At 72.4% G+C, this 16,684-nt stretch carries 14 protein-coding genes and 1 riboswitch; of the genes, 10 read left to right on the forward strand and 4 right to left on the reverse strand.

Annotated features, from left to right (window positions below):
• The first annotated feature begins 22 nt into the window (after positions 1-22).
• The 10 genes from B9B60_RS12565 to gcvP all read left to right on the forward strand — a co-directional run bounded on the left by B9B60_RS12565 (position 23) and on the right by gcvP (position 8,722).
• Positions 23-628 carry a CDP-alcohol phosphatidyltransferase family protein gene (locus B9B60_RS12565; protein WP_084451878.1) on the forward strand — a complete coding sequence of 202 codons (606 nt, stop codon included), beginning with the start codon at positions 23-25 and terminating at the stop codon, positions 626-628.
• Positions 618-1,619 carry a DUF881 domain-containing protein gene (locus B9B60_RS12570; protein WP_143445572.1) on the forward strand — a complete coding sequence of 334 codons (1,002 nt, stop codon included), beginning with the start codon at positions 618-620 and terminating at the stop codon, positions 1,617-1,619. Before B9B60_RS12565 ends, B9B60_RS12570 begins: the two co-directional genes overlap by 11 nt.
• The gene (locus B9B60_RS12575) at positions 1,616-1,948 is read left to right on the forward strand and encodes a small basic family protein (protein ID WP_072624550.1); all 333 of its coding nucleotides are present in this window, start codon (positions 1,616-1,618) and stop codon (positions 1,946-1,948) included. Before B9B60_RS12570 ends, B9B60_RS12575 begins: the two co-directional genes overlap by 4 nt.
• Entirely contained in the window at positions 1,945-2,730 is a 786-nt protein-coding gene (locus tag B9B60_RS12580; RefSeq protein WP_084451882.1) for a DUF881 domain-containing protein, read from the forward strand. Before B9B60_RS12575 ends, B9B60_RS12580 begins: the two co-directional genes overlap by 4 nt.
• Before the next feature lie 22 nt (positions 2,731-2,752).
• The gene (gcvH, locus tag B9B60_RS12585; RefSeq protein ID WP_084451883.1) at positions 2,753-3,142 is read left to right on the forward strand and encodes a glycine cleavage system protein GcvH; all 390 of its coding nucleotides are present in this window, start codon (positions 2,753-2,755) and stop codon (positions 3,140-3,142) included.
• An 81-nt stretch (positions 3,143-3,223) separates the two neighbouring features.
• Complete coding sequence (locus B9B60_RS12590; RefSeq protein WP_072624553.1) at positions 3,224-3,673, forward strand: FHA domain-containing protein; 450 nt, start codon at positions 3,224-3,226, stop codon at positions 3,671-3,673.
• 2 nt (positions 3,674-3,675) lie between these two features.
• Positions 3,676-4,380, forward strand: a complete 705-nt coding sequence (gene ftsR, locus B9B60_RS12595) for a transcriptional regulator FtsR (RefSeq protein ID WP_234993866.1) — start codon at positions 3,676-3,678, stop codon at positions 4,378-4,380.
• 22 nt (positions 4,381-4,402) lie between these two features.
• The gene (locus B9B60_RS12600) at positions 4,403-4,879 is read left to right on the forward strand and encodes a bifunctional nuclease family protein (RefSeq protein WP_072626199.1); all 477 of its coding nucleotides are present in this window, start codon (positions 4,403-4,405) and stop codon (positions 4,877-4,879) included.
• A 155-nt stretch (positions 4,880-5,034) separates the two neighbouring features.
• A complete protein-coding gene (locus B9B60_RS12605; protein WP_094078824.1) occupies positions 5,035-5,610 on the forward strand; it encodes a MerR family transcriptional regulator in 576 nt (191 codons plus the stop codon).
• Between the two features lie 42 nt (positions 5,611-5,652).
• Positions 5,653-5,749, forward strand: a riboswitch (glycine riboswitch).
• Between the two features lie 72 nt (positions 5,750-5,821).
• A complete protein-coding gene (gene gcvP / locus B9B60_RS12610; protein WP_084451887.1) occupies positions 5,822-8,722 on the forward strand; it encodes an aminomethyl-transferring glycine dehydrogenase in 2,901 nt (966 codons plus the stop codon).
• A gap of 78 nt (positions 8,723-8,800) precedes the next feature.
• On the opposite strand, the gene B9B60_RS12615 is transcribed toward gcvP, so the two are convergent.
• The 4 genes from B9B60_RS12615 to B9B60_RS12630 form a co-directional block, all read right to left on the reverse strand.
• Entirely contained in the window at positions 8,801-12,058 is a 3,258-nt protein-coding gene (locus tag B9B60_RS12615) for an AAA family ATPase (protein WP_084451889.1), read from the reverse strand.
• A complete protein-coding gene (locus B9B60_RS12620; protein ID WP_084451891.1) occupies positions 12,055-13,236 on the reverse strand; it encodes an exonuclease SbcCD subunit D in 1,182 nt (393 codons plus the stop codon). Before B9B60_RS12620 ends, B9B60_RS12615 begins: the two co-directional genes overlap by 4 nt.
• A 147-nt stretch (positions 13,237-13,383) precedes the next feature.
• Positions 13,384-15,861 carry an ABC transporter permease gene (locus tag B9B60_RS12625; RefSeq protein ID WP_084451892.1) on the reverse strand — a complete coding sequence of 826 codons (2,478 nt, stop codon included), beginning with the start codon at positions 15,859-15,861 and terminating at the stop codon, positions 13,384-13,386.
• Entirely contained in the window at positions 15,854-16,624 is a 771-nt protein-coding gene (locus tag B9B60_RS12630) for an ABC transporter ATP-binding protein (protein ID WP_084451893.1), read from the reverse strand. Before B9B60_RS12630 ends, B9B60_RS12625 begins: the two co-directional genes overlap by 8 nt.
• Between the last annotated feature and the right edge of the window lie 60 nt (positions 16,625-16,684).

Here is a 16,684-nt window from a genome sequence, read left to right on the forward strand (position 1 = left end):
CCGCAGCGCCTACGCTGGCGACGTGGGTGCGGTCGAGGAGCGAGAGGGTCCCTGGCGGGTCGACGAGGTCCTCACCCTGCCCAATGCGCTGTCGGTGCTGCGGCTGCTCGGTGTCCCGCTCTTCCTGTGGGCCATCCTCACCGGGCGCGACGGGCTGGCGCTGATCACGCTCATGGCCTCGGGCATCACCGACTACCTCGACGGCAAGCTCGCGCGAGCCCTCGGCATGACCTCCCGCGTCGGTGCCCTGCTCGACCCCCTCGCGGACCGGCTCTACATCTTCACCACGGTGGTCGCACTCGCCTGGCGCGACGTGATCCCGTGGTGGCTCGTCGTGCTGCTGGTCGCCCGGGACGCCGTGCTGGCCGTGCTGCTGCTCGTTGCCGGTCGGCAGGTGCGGGCGCAGATCCCGGTCCACTTCGTGGGCAAGGCGGCGACGTTCAACCTCCTGTACGCCTTCCCCCTCCTGCTGCTCGCCGACGGGCGCGGCACGCTGGCGGACCTCGCCCTCCCACTCGGCTGGGCCTTCGCGTGGTGGGGTGTGTGGCTGTACTGGATCTCGATCGCCATCTACGGTCTCGAGGTCACCACCGCGCGTCGGACGAGAGGAGCAGCACGTGCGACCTGACGCACCAGACGGCGGCCGCCGGCGCCCTGCTCCCGAGCGGATGGCCGAGGAGGACCTCGGCGAGGACGAGGTCGACTACGCCGACGCGTCGGGGGTCGCCCACCCCGAGCGTCGCCGCGATGCCTCGATGACCCTGCTCATCTCGATGCTCGAGCGTCCCCTGGACCCGGGCTACGCCGCGGCCGCGGACAAGCGCCGCGCCGAGGGGCTGCCGGCGTCGACCGGCACCCGCCGGCCGCTGCTGCTCGTCTGGCTGCTGCTCATCGGGCTGGTCATCGGCATCAGCACCGCCGCCCTTCGCGATCGTGACGGGGCCCGTTCCGAGGCCCGGGCCCAGCTCATCCAGCAGATCGAGGACAAGCAGGCCGAGGTCGACAAGAGCGACCGTCGAGCGCGGACCCTGCAACGCGAGGTCGACGCCGCGACCGCACGGCTGGACCCCGACCTCGTCGGCACCCGCCAGGCGGAGCTCGACGCGCGCCGGGTCTCCAGCGGACTCGTGGCGGTCCAGGGCCCTGGCCTGCGCATCACCCTCGACGACGCGCCGGGTGGGGGCACGAGCGCCGACGGGGACCCCCGGACCAACGTGAGCAACGAGGGCCGGGTCCAGTCCAAGGACATGCAGCTGATCACCAACGGTCTGTGGGACGCCGGGGCCGAGGCCATCAGCATCAACGGCCAGCGGCTCACCTCCAGGACCGCGATCCGCTTCGCCGGCGAGGCGATCCTCGTCAACTTCCGGCCGCTCACCAGGCCCTACACGATCGAGGCGATCGGCGACTCCGGCCAGATGCAGACGCGCTTCGCCGAGAGCGTCGCCGGCTCCTACCTCACCGGCCTCGAGTCCAACTACGGCATCCAGACCTCCCTGACGACGCAGGACGAGCTCCACCTGCCCAGCGCCGTCAACGTCAGCACCCGTGAGGCGACGGTCGTCCCGCAGGGACGCACCGCGCCCAAGGTGGTTCCACTCGAGAAGGAGACCTCGTGATCCCCGCCCTCGGACTCGTGGTCGGGATCGTCCTCGGCCTGGTCCTGCAGCCGGACGTCCCGATCTGGCTGCAGCCCTACCTGCCGATCGCGGTCATCGCCGCCCTCGACGCCGTCTTCGGCGCCGTCCGGGCGACGCTGGACGGCATCTTCGACGACAAGGTCTTCGTCGTCAGCTTCCTGTCCAACGTCGTCGTCGCCGCCTTCATCGTCTTCCTCGGCGACCAGCTCGGCGTCGGTTCGCAGCTGTCGACGGGTGTCGTCGTCGTGCTCGGCGTGCGGATCTTCTCCAACGTGGCCTCGATCCGACGACACCTCTTCAAGGCATGAGCAGCACCCCCGAGACGCCCGAGACCGAGGGCGACGAGACCGTGGCGTCGACGAGCGCTTGGCGACGGGTCTACCTCATGGCCCGGCCGAGGGCCACGCGCGCCAATGCCTTCGCGCTGCTGCTCGCCTGCCTGCTCGGCTTCGCGATCGCCACCCAGGTGCGGCAGACGCAGTCGCAGGGTCTCGAGGACCTGCGGCAGGACGAGCTGGTGCGCATCCTCGACGACGTGACGCAGAACGGCACCCGGCTCGACGACGAGATCAACGAGCTCGAGACGACGCGCGACGGGCTGGCCTCGAGCGAGGGCAACTCGCCCGAGGCCATCGCGGCGGCGCAGCAGCGGGCCGACACCCTCGGCATCCTGGCGGGCACCGAGCGCGCCACCGGCCCGGGCATCACCCTGACGATCGAGGACGCCGACGGTGCGGTCGACGCGGCCGCCCTGCTCGACGCCGTGCAGGAGCTGCGTGACGCCGGAGCCGAGGCGATGCAGGTGGGCGACGTGCGCATCGTGGCCAGCACCTGGTTCCGCGACGGCGACGACGGCGTCATCGCTGACGGGACGACGCTGGACAAGCCCTATACCTTCACGGTCATCGGTGACCCGCAGACGATGAGCTCGGCGATGGAGATTCCCGGTGGCGTGTCGGAGTCGGTGCGCAGCAAGGGCGGAGAGCTGACGATCCGGGAGTACGAGTCGATCAACGTCGAGGCATTGCACACGGATTCGTCGCCTCGTTACGCTCAGCCCGTCCCGGAGCCGACCGACGGCTCGAACTGACCCGGGCTCGACGAGGAGAGAGATGAGCGACGTGACCTACCCCGAGGACCTGCGGTACACGACCGACCACGAGTGGGTGCGCGAGACGGGTGACGGCACGGTGCGCGTCGGCATCACCCACTACGCGCAGGAGGCGCTCGGCGACGTCGTCTACGTCAGCCTCCCTGCGGTCGGTGACACCGTCGAGTCCGGCGGCTCCTGCGGCGAGGTCGAGTCGACGAAGTCGGTGAGCGACCTCTACGCGCCCCTCCCGGGCACGGTCACGGCGGTCAACGACGCCCTCGACGCCACCCCCGAGCTGGTCAACTCCGACCCCTACGGCGAGGGCTGGATGTACGAGCTGCAGCTCGGCGACGGTGCCGACACCTCCGGTCTGCTCGACGCGGCCGCCTACCAGGCCGAGATCGGCTGACGCACGCGCACGACCGTGACCGGCCCGACGTGGGGCCGGTCACGTAGGCTTGACCACGGACACGACAGGAGGGAGCGCTGGATGAGCGGCAACAACGACAACCAGCCCGCACGACAGGACCCGGCGACCCAGCAGTTCACCGGCGTGGGGAGCAGCCTGCCGGCTGACCCGCCGGACTCGGACTACCACCTCACCCGCGACGAGCAGGCGACGGTCGACGCGCTCAACCCCGGCACGGCGCTGCTCATCGTGCTGCGTGGTCCCAACACCGGGGCGCGATTCCTGCTCGACGACGCCGAGGTGACCACCGGTCGTGGCCCGGAGAGCGACATCTTCCTCGACGACGTGACCGTCTCGCGCAAGCATGCGGTCTTCTCCCGCGACGGGCAGGGCTTCGGAGTGCGCGACGTGGGCTCGCTCAACGGCACCTACGTCAACAAGGAGCGCATCGACCAGGCTGCGCTGCGCACCGGCGACGAGGTCCAGATCGGCAAGTTCCGCCTCGTCTACTACGCCAGCTCCGCCAGCTGACATTGCCTGACGACCGCATCGGGATCGGGGCCCTGATCGCTCGGCTCGAGGGCGACTTCCCCGACCTCACGATCAGCAAGGTGCGCTTCCTCGAGAGCGAGGGCCTGGTGACGCCGGCCCGCACGGCGTCGGGCTACCGCAAGTACTCAGCCGACGACGTCGACCGGTTGCGCTACGTCCTCACGGCACAGCGGGACCGTTTCTGGCCGCTCAAGGTCATCAGGGAGCGTCTCGACGCCCTCGACCGCGGTCTCGACGTCGCCGACGACGGGGCGGTCGTCGCGCCGACGCACGACCAGCCCACGGGTGGGCGGCTCGGTCCACGTGACCGGGGCCGCCCCCTTCGGCTGACGGCCATCGAGCTGCAGCACGCCGCCGACATCGACACGGGCACCTTCCGTGAACTGATCGCCTACGGGCTGCTGCCCAAGTCCCGCGACCACTTCGACGCCGCCGATCTCGAGGTGGCTCGCGCCTGCGGGGCGCTCGTCGACGCGGGCATCGACGTGCGCCACCTGCGTCCCTTCAAAAGTGCCGCCGAGCGCGAGGTCGGTCTCGCCGAGCACGTCCTAGGTCAGCAGGCCCTGCGGGGCCGCGGCGCCGACGTCGCCGGGCTCGACGACGAGAGCGTGCAGCGACAGGTCGTCGAGGACTGCCTCGAGCTCCACGTCGCGCTGGTGCGACGTGGCCTCGACGACGGCACCTGACCCGGAGGGATACGGTGTGGGGGTGAAGCCGCTCGACGTCCTCGGTGTCCGCGTGGAGATGCCCACCTCCCAGCCCATCGTGCTCCTGCGGGAGCGTGACGGCGGTCGTCACGTGCCGATCTGGATCGGGGCCGCGGAGGCCACGGCGATCGCCTACGCCCAGGAGGGGGTCGAGCCGCCGAGGCCGCTGACCCATGACCTGCTCGTCAACGTCATCGACGCACTGGACCGCCAGCTGACGACGGTGCGCATCGACGCCGTGCTCGAGGGGGTCTTCCACGCCACCCTCGTCCTCGACGACGGCACGGAGATCTCCTCGCGCAGCTCGGACGCGATCGCCCTCGCGCTGCGCACCGGCGCCGAGGTGGTGACCACCGACGAGGTCCTCGACGAGGTCGGCATCGAGTCGTCCGACGAGGAGGAGGACGAGGTGGCGAAGTTCAAGGAGTTCCTCGACGAGGTGTCCCCGGAGGACTTCGAGGCGCCGGGCGAGGACTAGCTCCGCGACCTGATCGTTACCGACACGCGCACTCCTCGAGGGCGAGATGTTTGACCCCCGGCGGAGGTCGCCGTAGCGTCGAAGACATCACCGGTAGCACACCGGTGTCATTCCCGGTCGCTTCGGTCGGGCCGACGGTGAAGCAGGAGGGCGCAGTGGACGCCACGACGGACGAGGGCAAGACCCCGGTTCGCGCCCAGGGCGTGCTCTTCGACGACGACCTGCCCGAGCTGTCCGAGGACATCGGTTACCGCGGTCCCGCCGCGTGCAGCGCCGCTGGGATCACCTACCGCCAGCTGGACTACTGGGCCCGCACCGGGCTCGTCGAGCCGTCGGTGCGCGGCGCCGCCGGCTCCGGCAGCCAGCGGCTCTACGGCTTCCGCGACATCCTGGTACTCAAGGTGGTCAAGCGACTGCTCGACACCGGTGTCTCCCTCCAGCAGATCCGTGTCGCGATCCAGCACCTGCGTGAGCGCGGGGTCGAGGACCTGGCCCAGATCACCCTGATGAGCGACGGCGCGAGCGTCTACGAGTGCACGTCCGCGGACGAGGTCATCGACCTGGTCCAGGGTGGCCAGGGGGTCTTCGGCATCGCCGTGGGTCGCGTGTGGCGCGAGGTCGAGGGTTCGCTGCTCGAGATCCCGAGCGAGCGCATGGGCGGCGACGATGAGGCGCCCACCGAGCTGCCCGGCGACGAGCTCTCGGCACGCCGCCGCGCCAAGCTCGCCTGACGCCGTCCCTCAGCGTGGCCGCTGATAGCCTGTGGCCGCTGCTCACCCCGCGGGGGAGAGTCCTCGCACCTGTCGGTTGCGGGGCGCCGAAGGGGCAAACTCCCCGGAACCTCTCAGGCGCCAGGACCTCGTGGATCAGGCACCTCTGGAGCGCTTGCGCGTGACAGATGGGGAGGCTGACTTCGTGTCCACCCACGTCCAAGGGAGCCTCATGAGCGCCTCGTCCCCCCTGTCCGAGTTCGTCGGCCGTCATGTCGGCCCCCGTGCGGACGACGTCGAGCAGATGCTCGGCCTGATCGACCAGCCCTCGCTGGACGCGCTCTGCGATGCGGCCGTCCCCGGCGCGATCCGCCAGACCGATGCGCTCGGCATCGAGGCGGCCCCGAGCGAACTGGCGGTCATCGAGGAGTTGCGCGCCCTCGCCGCCAAGAACACCGTGCACACGTCGATGATCGGCCTGGGCTACTACGGCACGGTGACGCCGTCGGTCATCCAGCGCAATGTCCTCGAGAACCCCGCGTGGTACACCGCCTACACGCCCTACCAGCCCGAGATCAGCCAGGGCCGGCTCGAGGCGCTGCTCAACTTCCAGACGATGGTGGCCGACCTCACCGGGCTGCAGACCTCGGGCTCTTCCCTGCTCGACGAGGGCACCGCCGCAGCCGAGGCGATGACCGTCATGCGGCGCTCGAGCAAGGCCGCCAAGGACGCGGTCCTCCTCGTCGACGCCAACACCTTCCCGCAGACCCAGGCGGTCATCAGCACCCGCGCGGTGCCCTTGGGCATCGACGTGGTCGTCGCCGACCTCTCCGGCGTCGACACCGTGGACGCGCTGCGTGCGGCCGCCGGCGACCGTGACGTCTTCGGCGTCCTCGTGCAGTACCCGGGCGCCGACGGCATCATCGGCGACTGGCGCGCCCTGACGTCCGCGGCCCACGAGGTCGGGGCACTCGTCACGGCCGCTGCCGACCTGCTCGCCCTGACGCTGCTCACAGCACCGGGGGAGTGGGGCGCCGACGTCGCGGTCGGCACGACCCAGCGCTTCGGTGTGCCGATGGCCTTCGGCGGTCCCCACGCCGGCTACATGGCCGTCCGGGCCGGGCTCGAGCGGACGCTGCCCGGTCGCCTTGTCGGGGTCTCCGTGGACGCCGCCGGTCGTCCGGCCTACCGCCTGGCCCTCCAGACGCGCGAGCAGCACATCCGTCGCGACAAGGCGACGAGCAACATCTGCACCGCGCAGGTCCTGCTCGCGGTGATGGCCTCGATGTACGCCGTCTACCACGGCCCCGACGGACTGCGGGCGATCGCCGAGCGGGTGCACGGCACCGCGGTCGGGCTCGCGACGCGGCTGCGCGAGGCGGGCGTCGACGTGGCCGAGGGTCCGTGGTTCGACACCCTGCGCGTGACCATCCCCGGCGGCGCCGCCGACGCGGTCGCGGCAGCGCTCTCCGCGGGGGTCAACATCTGGCGGGCCGACGACGACACCGTCCTCGTCTCCGTCGACGAGACCACCGACCCGAGCGAGGTCGCTGCGGTGGCCGGCGCGCTCGGCGCTTCCGGTGACGGCGCCGTGGCCGACGAGGTCGACTCCACGCACGCTCCTCGCGTCAGCCCTGACTGGCCGGCGGCACTGGTGCGGACGAGCGACTACCTGACCCACCCGGTCTTCCACTCCCACCGCAGCGAGACGGCGATGCTGCGCTACCTGCGGCGGCTGTCCGACCGGGACTTCGCGCTGGACCGGGGCATGATCCCGCTCGGCTCGTGCACGATGAAGCTCAACGCCACGACCGAGATGGTCGCCATCACCTGGCCGGAGTTCGCCGGTCTGCACCCCTTCGCCCCCGACGACCAGACCGTCGGCATCCGTGAGCTCGTCGGGCAGCTGAGCGGCTGGCTCAGCGAGGTCACCAGCTACCACTCGGTGTCGCTGCAGCCCAACGCCGGCTCGCAGGGCGAGCTCGCCGGCCTGCTGGCGATCCGCGCCTACCACGCGGCCAACGGCCAGGCGGAGCGGCGCATCTGCCTCATCCCTGCCAGCGCCCACGGCACCAATGCCGCGTCCGCGGTCATGGCCGGCATGAAAGTCGTCGTCGTCAAGACCGCCGAGGGCGGTGACATCGACATGGACGATCTGCGCAGCAAGGTCGAGCAGCACCGCGACGACCTCTCGGCGATCATGGTGACCTACCCCAGCACCCACGGCGTCTTCGAGGACACGATCAGCGAGCTGTGCGCCCTGGTGCACGACGCCGGCGGTCAGGTCTACGTCGACGGGGCCAACCTCAACGCCCTCGTCGGGCTCGCGCAGCCCGGGCGCTTCGGCGCGGACGTCAGCCACCTCAACCTGCACAAGACCTTCTGCATCCCGCACGGCGGCGGCGGTCCGGGCGTGGGCCCGGTGGCGGTGCGCGAGCACCTCTCGCCCTACCTGCCCAACCACCCCCTGGCGGAGGCAGCGGGTCCGGCCACCGGCGTCGGCCCGATCAGTGCGGCGCCCTACGGCTCGGCAGGCATCCTCCCGATCTCGTGGGCCTATGTGCGGCTCATGGGCGGTGACGGTCTGTCGCGGGCGACCCAGGTGGCCGTGCTCAACGCCAACTACATCGCCCGACGTCTGGGCGACCACTACCCCGTGCTCTACAGCGGCCCGGGTGGCGTCGTGGCCCACGAGTGCATCCTCGACCTGCGTGGCCTGACCAAGGACACCGGGGTCACCGTCGACGACGTCGCCAAGCGACTCATCGACTACGGCTTCCACGCGCCGACGATGAGCTTCCCGGTCGCGGGCACGCTCATGGTCGAGCCGACCGAGTCCGAGGACAAGGGCGAGATCGACCGCTTCTGCGACGCGATGATCGCCATCCGCCGCGAGATCGACGAGGTGGGTACCTCCGGCGACGTCGAGGCCTCGGTCCTGCGCAATGCTCCGCACACGGCGGCCGAGCTGGCGGGGGAGTGGACCCACTCCTACGACCGGTCCACCGCCGTCTTCCCCGTCGGCGTCGACGCAGCAGACAAGTACTGGCCCCCGGTCGCCCGCATCGACGGTGCCTACGGTGACCGCAACCTCGTCTGCTCCTGCCCGTCGCCGGAGGCCTTCGAGGACTGAGTCGACCCCCTTCGCGGGCGGGTCGAGGTGATGGGGACCGTCTATCCGGTCGCGGCCACCTCGACCCGGGCGGAGGGGTCAGGCTGCGCCCGGGACGCCCGTGATCGTGACGGTCGAGCCGTGGTGCGACTTGTCGATGCGCACCTGGGTGGGGATGCGGGTGCGCATCTCGCTGACGTGGCTCACCACGCCGACGCTGCGACCGCCGTCGCGCAGGCCGTCGAGGACGTCGAGCACCTGCTCGAGGCTGTCCTGGTCGAGGCTGCCGAAGCCCTCGTCGACGAAGAGCGTGCCGAACTCGATCCCCCCCGACTCCTCACGGATGGCGTCGGCGAGCCCGAGCGCCAGGGCGAGGGAAACGGTGAAGGACTCACCTCCGGACAGGGTCGCCGTCGCCCGGTCCTGACCGGTCCACAGGTCGCGGACGAGGAGGCCCAGGCCCCCGCGCCGCTGGCCCCTGGCGGACGTGTCGTCGTGCGCCAGCTCGTAGCGACCGTCGGCCATCGCCGACAGGCGTGAGTTGGCCAACTCGACGATCCGCTCCAGTCGAGCGGCGAGCACATAGGTGCTCAGCCGCATGCGCTTGTCGTTGTCGGCGCTCGTCCCGGTGACGAGGTCGGCCATCCGCCGCACGAGCTCGGCCTCGCCGGCGGCGGGTCCGATGAGCGCGCACTCGTCGATCACGAGCTGGGAGACGCGCACCAGCTGTCGGTGCACCGTGGCCGTGCTCGCCTGGTGGCGGCGAGCGTCGTCGGCCTCGTGCTTGGCTCGCGCGGCAGTGGCTGCCAGCTCATCGACGTCGGCAGGCTCGGCATCGAGCGCGGCCACCACGTCCGGCTCGGCGAGGACCTGGTGTGCTGTGGCCAGCTGCTGCTCGTGCGATCGGACACGACTGTCGAGCTCAGCCACCTCGGTCCTCGGGCGAGCCGCTGCCCGCACACTGTCAGCGTCGTCGAAGCCGTGCTCCACGAGGGCGTCCGACAGGTGGCGAGCCGCCTGGGCCACCCCGGCTCGTGCCCGACGCTCGTCGATCGTGGCCGCGGCGAGGGTCTCTGCATGCGTCACGGCCCGGGCGTGTACCTGGTCGACCCGTCGCACGTGGTCCACGAGGTCACCGACCCATCGCCGGGTCGCCTCGACCTCGTCCGGGCGGTCCACGCGCTCGAAGGGAGGTCGGCTCACCTCGTCGAGGCCCGCGTCGGCCGGGTCGACGCAGGCGCAGGTGGTCGCGTGCTCCGCCACGGCCGCGCCGATCGCGTCGGCAGCCTCGGCCAGCTGCTCGCAGAGCTGGTCGCGGCGGGCCCGCAGCGAGGCGAGCTCGTCGGCGGCCTCACGCCCGGATGCGTGGGCACGCAGCAGCCGGGCGGCCCGCTCCTCGACGCGACGCTCGACCTCAGCGGCCCCACTGACCGAGGTGCGCAGCTCGGACACCTCTGTCGCGAGCTCCTCGAGGACTGCGAGCTCGGCGGGCGACACCTCGAAGAGGTCGGCCGGTGCATCGGACGCTGCCGCGGCGGGCTCGCAGTCGGACTCGCGGCACTCGGACGGGCCGACCGCGGCGAGGCGGAGCACCTCGGCGCGAGCGACCTCCAACTGTGCGGCCACCTCTCCGCGTGCCTGACGGGCGGCCTCGTGGACCCGCTCGGCGTCACCGGCGACCGCTCGCGCGGCTTCGATGTCCTCCGGGGTGACGACCCGGGTCGACCGCGCGGGGCGGGGGTGCTCGGTGGACCCGCAGACGGAGCAGGGGTCGCCCTCGGAGAGCAACCCCGCGAGCTCTCCCGCCATGTTGTCGAGACGGGCCGCCACGAGCTCCTGGACGCCTGCGCGCAGCTCCTGGGCGTGCTCGCGCGCCGCCTGGGCTTCGTCGGTCGCGCGGCGCAGGTCCGCCTCGACGGCCCTCGCCCCGCGGCGGGCCGCGACCAGTGCGTCGACGCGATCGAGCTCAGCAGCGGACGCGGTCAGTCGCTCCCGGTCGTGCTGGAGTCGCTCGCGCACCACGTCGTCGGCCTCGGCCTCCTCCGTGAGCCGGGTGACGAGCTCCTCGGTCCGCGAGAGCGTGGCTCGAGACCGGGAGAGTCGCTCCGCGAGGATGGGCAGCTCCCCCGATCTGCGCCGCAGAGCGACGGCCTCGTGGCGCGCGCGCTCGAGGCAGAGAGTGCCCTCGGCGAGCGCCCCGGCGTCCTCGCCGCCGTCCACGGGCCCGTCGGACCCCTCGTCGGGCTCCGGGAGGTCGATCGCGTCGATCCACGTGGCCCACCGGGTGCGCAGCCCCTCGGGCAGCGCGGCGACGGCCTCCTCGCGTGACTGCCGTGCCGCGGCGAGGGCGGACTCCGCGCGCGCCATGGCCGCGACGTGGGGGAGAGCTGCGGCGGCCGCTCTCGCGTCCTCGAGCGCGCGTCGCCGGGCGGCGTGCTCCTCAGCGACCGCCTCGAGACCGGCCACCTGGCTGCGGGCCGCACCACCACGACGCCGCAGGTCGATGCGTCGCCGCTCGGCATCAAGAGCCTCGCGTGCAGTCCCGGCAAACGTGTCTGCCTGGTCGACACGGGTCATCGCCTCGGCGACCACCCGCTCGAAGGTTTCGCCGACCGCGCTGAGCGCCTCCGGCAGCTGCGCCGCATCGAGATCAGCCCACGCGGCATCGGGCTCGGGCAGCTCCTCCTCGGCGGCCGAGAGCACGTCGACGAGGTGTGTCACGTGGGTCGACAGCTGGGCCTGTGACTGCTTGAGCGTCGCCTCGGCCGACTGCCGGCGTCGGACCAGCTCCTCCTCGACGCCGGAGTAGTCGGAGATGTCGAAGAGCCGCTCGAGAACCTCGCGACGCTGCTCGTCGGTGGCCCGCAGGAAGGCGGCGAAGTCTCCCTGGGGCAGCATGACGACCCGACGGAACTGCTCGAGCCCCATACCCAGCAGGTCGTCGAGCACCTGGGCCGTCTCGTCGATGCGGGTGCTCATGGTGTGCCAGCCAGCAGCGCGGCGCTCCTCGAGGCGCACTCCAGCGGGCTCGGTCGTCGTGCCCGAGCCGCGTCGCTTGGGACGCTCGTGGGCGGGGTGGCGGACCACTCGGAGCCGACGCTCGCCCAGGGTCAGTTCGAGCTCGACCTCCGTGGGGACATCGGGTGCGGCGTGCTGGCTGCGCAGCGAGGTGCTCTGGCGGTCGCCGGGCACGCCCGCGTAGAGCGCGAAGCAGATCGCGTCGAGCAGGCTCGTCTTGCCCGAGCCGGTCGGGCCGTGGATGAGGTAGAGGCCACCCGCCCCGATGGTCTCGAGGTCGAGCTCGATCGTGCCGGCGAAGGGCCCGAAGGCGCTGGCCCGCAGGCGGTGCAGTCTCACGCGACGCCTCGCCGGCGACGCCGAGGAGCCCCGTGCTCCTCGGCCCGGTCACGGTCGCGCCGGCCGGCCTCGAGGGCATCGGAGAGCAACTGGCGCTCCTCGTCGTCGGCGGTGGCTCCCCGCCGCACGTCGCTCACGAAGTCGCAGCACACCTCGAGCGGCTCGCGCCGCCGGACCCGGGCGGCGTAGCTGTGCACGGGCACGACGTCACCACTGGGTTCGAAGCCCAGCTGGAGCAGGTGGGGGAAGCGTCGTCGCAACCTGTCGTAGGCACCGACGGGACGGATCGGGTCGATGAGGGTGACCTGGACCCACGCCCGCTCCGCCGCCTCGTGACGCGCGTCGGTGAGCACCTCGTCGAGAGTGCCGCGCACGAGGGCGATCTCGCGGTGGACGGGCGCGGCAACCTGTTCGACGGTGGTCGCTCCGCGCTCGTCGAGCGTCACGAGCAGGGACCCCTTGGTCTGGCCGGCCTCGCTGAAGGACATGGCCACCGGCGACCCGCTGTAGCGGACGGTCTCGGCCACCCGCTGGGGACGGTGGAGGTGACCGAGGGCGGTGTAGGCCACCCCGTCGAAGGTGCTCGCGGGGACCATCGCCACGCCACCGGTCGTGATGTCGCGCTCCGAGTCGCTCGCCGCGCCGCCGCTGGCGAAGCAGTGGGCCATGACGACGGTGCGGGGACCCCGACTCGCCACATCTGCGCGCACCCGCTTCATCGCGGCGGTGAGTACGGCCGTGTGCGAGCGCTCGGCGACGCCGAGCTCGTCGGTCACGGTCGTGGCGGTCGGCTCGAGGTAGGGGATGGCGTGGACGGCCGTGTCGCCGACGAGCACGGGAGATCCGATCGAGCGCACGTCGGAGCGGATGTGCAGCCCGGCCCGCTGCAGGAGGTCGGCGGCGAAGCCCAACCTGATCGCGGAGTCGTGGTTGCCGCTGGAGAGCACGACTTGGGAGCCCGCGTCGATGAGTCGGGTCACCGCCTCGGAGAGCAGCTCGACGGCCTCGGGCGCCGGGAGTGCCCGGTCGTAGACGTCACCCGAGACGAGCACGGCGTCGACCGCCTCGCTCCGCACGGTCTCGACGAGGTGGTCCACGTAGTCCGACTGTGCCGGCAGCAGGCCGGCGCCGTGGAAGGCCCTCCCCAGGTGCCAGTCGGAGGTGTGGATCAGCTTCATGACCGCCACGCTATGAGGCACCGCCGACAACCCGGTGGCGCGACACCCCCTTCGCCATGACGAAGGCGGTGCCGAGGTGCGAGGCACGAGCCTGGAAGGGGGGTGGGACCGCCCCCTGCGCGGTCCCACCCCCGGTCACCGCGACGGTCAGTCCGCGGCGAGCGCCGCGGCGGGTGCCACGCGGGCGGCCCGGCGCGCGGGCAGCACGGAGGCCAGCAGGCCGGCGATGACTGCACCGGCGCCCACGGCGAGCAGCTGCGACCACGGCAGCACGAGCGGCGCGTCGGTGAACTCGCCGAGCAGCGCGGTGACGCCGACCCAGGCGTAGCCCGCCCCGAGGACCGCGCCCAGCAGGGTGCCGACGACGGCGAGGAGGACCGCCTCGACGGCCAGCATGCGCCGCAGCTGGCCCCGCGTCAGGCCGAGCGCCCGGAGCAGGGCCGACTCCCGGGTGCGCTCGATGACGCTGAGCGACAGGGTGTTGGCGATGCCGACGACCGCGATGACGACCGAGATCGCGAGCAGGGCGAGCACGATCGCCAGCGCGAGGTCGAGCGTCTCGGTGTGGGTCTGGCGCACCTGCGCCCCGCCACCGACCTCGCTGCCCTCGATCTGGGTGGCGACCTGCTGGACCCCCTCGACGGTGCGGTCGACGTCTGCATCGTCGGCCAGCCGGAGGAAGACCGCGCCGGTCGTGGGGCTGTCGTCGAGCTCGCGCAGGACGGTGGGGTCCACGAGCCAGCCGGCACCCATGCCCTGCCCGACCGCGACGGTGAGCTCCGCGCGGCCGCGCGGACCGCTGACAGTCACCTCGTCGCCCGACGCGATCCCGGCCTCGAGCGCCTGCTCCTCCGACAGCACGACCTCGTCGGTGGCCGGGTGGGTCACGGCCGACGGGTCGCGGACGACGTCGTCGATACCCGGCGGCAGCGCAGCCACCTGCACGTCGCGACGCTCGCCCGCGCCGGTGACGCGCACCGTCGTCGTCTCGACCGCGGCGTCCCCGGCGACGCCCTCCACCCCGGCGAGGCGTGATGTCTGGGCGTCGGTGACGTCGTCGCCCTGGACGACGACGTCGACCGCGTACTGGGCGTCGATGACCTCGGTGAGGGCGGACTTCGCCGTCGCGGCACCGACGGCCGTCATCGACACGAGCGTGACGCCGACGAGCAGGGCCGCCGTCGTGCCCGCCGCCCGCGCAGGGTTGCGCACGGCGTTGTCGACCGCGAGCCGCCCCGCGGGGCCGAAGGGGCGCGCCGCCACCGACCCGACGAGTCGCACGAGCCACGGGACGAGCACGCTGCCGACGAGCAGCACCCCGGCGAAGGAGAGGAACCCGCCGAGCACCCCCGGCAGCACCTGGTGGCTCGCCGCCGCGGCCGCGAGCGCGCCGCCGCCGAGCACGATCAGCACCACACCGCTTGCGACGCGCAGCCGACCCGCCCGGGAGCGGGCCGTGATCGCGGCATCGGGTCGCAGCGCGGCGAGGGGCGCCACCCGCGAGGAGCGCAGCACCGGGCGCAGGGCCGCGCACACGACGACCACGACGCCGGCGAGGACCGGGAGGAGGACCGCCTTCGCCGGGACGTCGAGCACGAGGGTCGGGAAGTAGTTGGAGGCCCAGGCATTGCCCGCCGCCACCAGCGCCGACGCCAGGCCGATGCCGGCGAGCACCCCGACGGCGGAGAAGACGAGCCCGACGACGAGCGCCTCGACGAGGGCCGAGCGCACGACCTGCCCGCGCGTCGACCCGACCGCCCGCAACAGTGCGGTCTCGCGGGCCCGGCGGGCGAGGAGGATGCCGAAGGTGTTGCCGATGACGATGGCCGAGACGAAGAGGGCGATGGCGGCGAAGGCCGTGAGCAGCACCCCGAGCACGTCGGTGCCGCCGGTCACCCGGCTCACGAGGTCGTCCGACGCCTCGGTGGTGGACGCGACGTCGGCGTCGAGGGGAAGGGCGTCGCGCAGGGCCCGCGTCGTCGCGGCCTCGTCGCCCCCGCGCACGTCGATCTCGGTCCACCCGGTGAGCCCGGTGAGGTCGGTGACGCCGGCTGCCGTCGTGAAGACGACGGGGGTCCCGCTGCCGTACACCGGGTGGTCGGCGACGTCGACGATGCCGACGACCTCGGCGCGCACGGGCGATCCGTCGTCGCCGGAGGCGAAGGTCACCTCGTCGCCGACCCGGCTGCCGAAGGAGCTCGCCGTCGCCGTCGAGAGGGTCACCTCGTCGGAGGCGCGGGCCGCGCGGCCCTCGACGACCCCGGGGGCGTGGGTGGAGGTACCGGTCGTCACGAGGGCACCCCGCTGGCCGGCGGGCGTGCTCGCCATCGTCCACGACTCGCGGACGGCGTCGACCGACGTCACGCCGTCGACCTCGGAGACCTCGTCGACGATCCCCGCGGGGAGCGACGGGGAGTCCGCGTCGTCCCCCTTCGGCGTGACGACGCTGGCGTAGGGGGCGTAGTGACCGGCCACGGAGGTGCGCATCGAGCTCTGGAGCGTCCCGGTGAGCACGAGCGTGGCGGCGATGAAGGCGACACCCAGCACGACGGCCAGGCCGGGTGCGAGGAACCGTCGCGACTGGTGACGAAGGGAGGCGAGGGTCAGCTGGAGCACGTCACTCACCCAGACCCTTCATGGCCGCGAGCACCCGGTCCTCGGTCGGGTCGTCGAGGGACCCGGCGAGGCGACCGTCGGCGAGGAGCAGCACCCGGTCGGCGTAGCTCGCGGCCCGGGGGTCGTGGGTCACCATGACGACGGTCTGCCCGAGCTCGTGGACGCTGGAGCGCAGGAAGGCGAGCAGGTGCGCCGAGGTCCGCGAGTCCAGGGCTCCCGTCGGCTCGTCGGCGAAGACGACGTCGGGCGCGGTGACGAGCGCGCGGGCCACGGCGACCCGCTGCTGCTGCCCGCCGGAGAGCTCGCTCGGCCGGTGCTCGAGCCGGTCGGTGATGCCGAGGACCCGGGTGACGTGCTCGAGCCGCTCGCGGTCGACGGACCGGCCCGCGAGGGTGAGGGGGAGCAGGACGTTCTGCCGGGCGGTGAGCATCGGCAGCAGGTTGAAGGACTGGAAGACGAAGCCGATCCGGTCGCGCCGCAGCAGCGTCAGCTGCCGGTCGGACAGCCGGGTGATGTCGGTGTCGCCGACGTGGATCTGCCCGGAGGTGGGCTGCTCGAGGCCGGCGAGGCAGTGCATGAGCGTCGACTTGCCGGACCCGGAGGGTCCCATGATCGCGGTGAGGCGATCGGCGGCGATGTCGACGTCGACGCCGTCGAGGGCCGTGACGGCCGAGTCGCCGTGGCCGAAGACCTTGCGCAGGCCCGTCGTGCGGGCCGCGACGGCCTCGGTCGCGTGGCGTGGGTGGAGGGCGGGTGTCTGCGTCGTGGTCATGGTGACCAGCCTTGTGCGCCAACGCTGCCGGCACATCGGTCCGTGGTCTGGACCTCGGCC

Source organism: Janibacter indicus (assembly GCF_900176385.1).
GTDB lineage: Bacteria > Actinomycetota > Actinomycetes > Actinomycetales > Dermatophilaceae > Janibacter > Janibacter indicus.

What these genes read in the sequence shown, in the direction of transcription:
- gcvH (WP_084451883.1), top strand. Translation starts at nt 2,753, where the DNA reads ATGAGCGACGTGACCTACCCCGAGGACCTGCGGTACACGACCGACCAC.
- B9B60_RS12630 (WP_084451893.1), bottom strand. Translation starts at nt 16,624, where the DNA reads ATGACCACGACGCAGACACCCGCCCTCCACCCACGCCACGCGACCGAG.
- B9B60_RS12620 (WP_084451891.1), bottom strand. Translation starts at nt 13,236, where the DNA reads ATGAAGCTGATCCACACCTCCGACTGGCACCTGGGGAGGGCCTTCCAC.
- gcvP (WP_084451887.1), top strand. Translation starts at nt 5,822, where the DNA reads ATGAGCGCCTCGTCCCCCCTGTCCGAGTTCGTCGGCCGTCATGTCGGC.
- B9B60_RS12590 (WP_072624553.1), top strand. Translation starts at nt 3,224, where the DNA reads ATGAGCGGCAACAACGACAACCAGCCCGCACGACAGGACCCGGCGACC.
- B9B60_RS12580 (WP_084451882.1), top strand. Translation starts at nt 1,945, where the DNA reads ATGAGCAGCACCCCCGAGACGCCCGAGACCGAGGGCGACGAGACCGTG.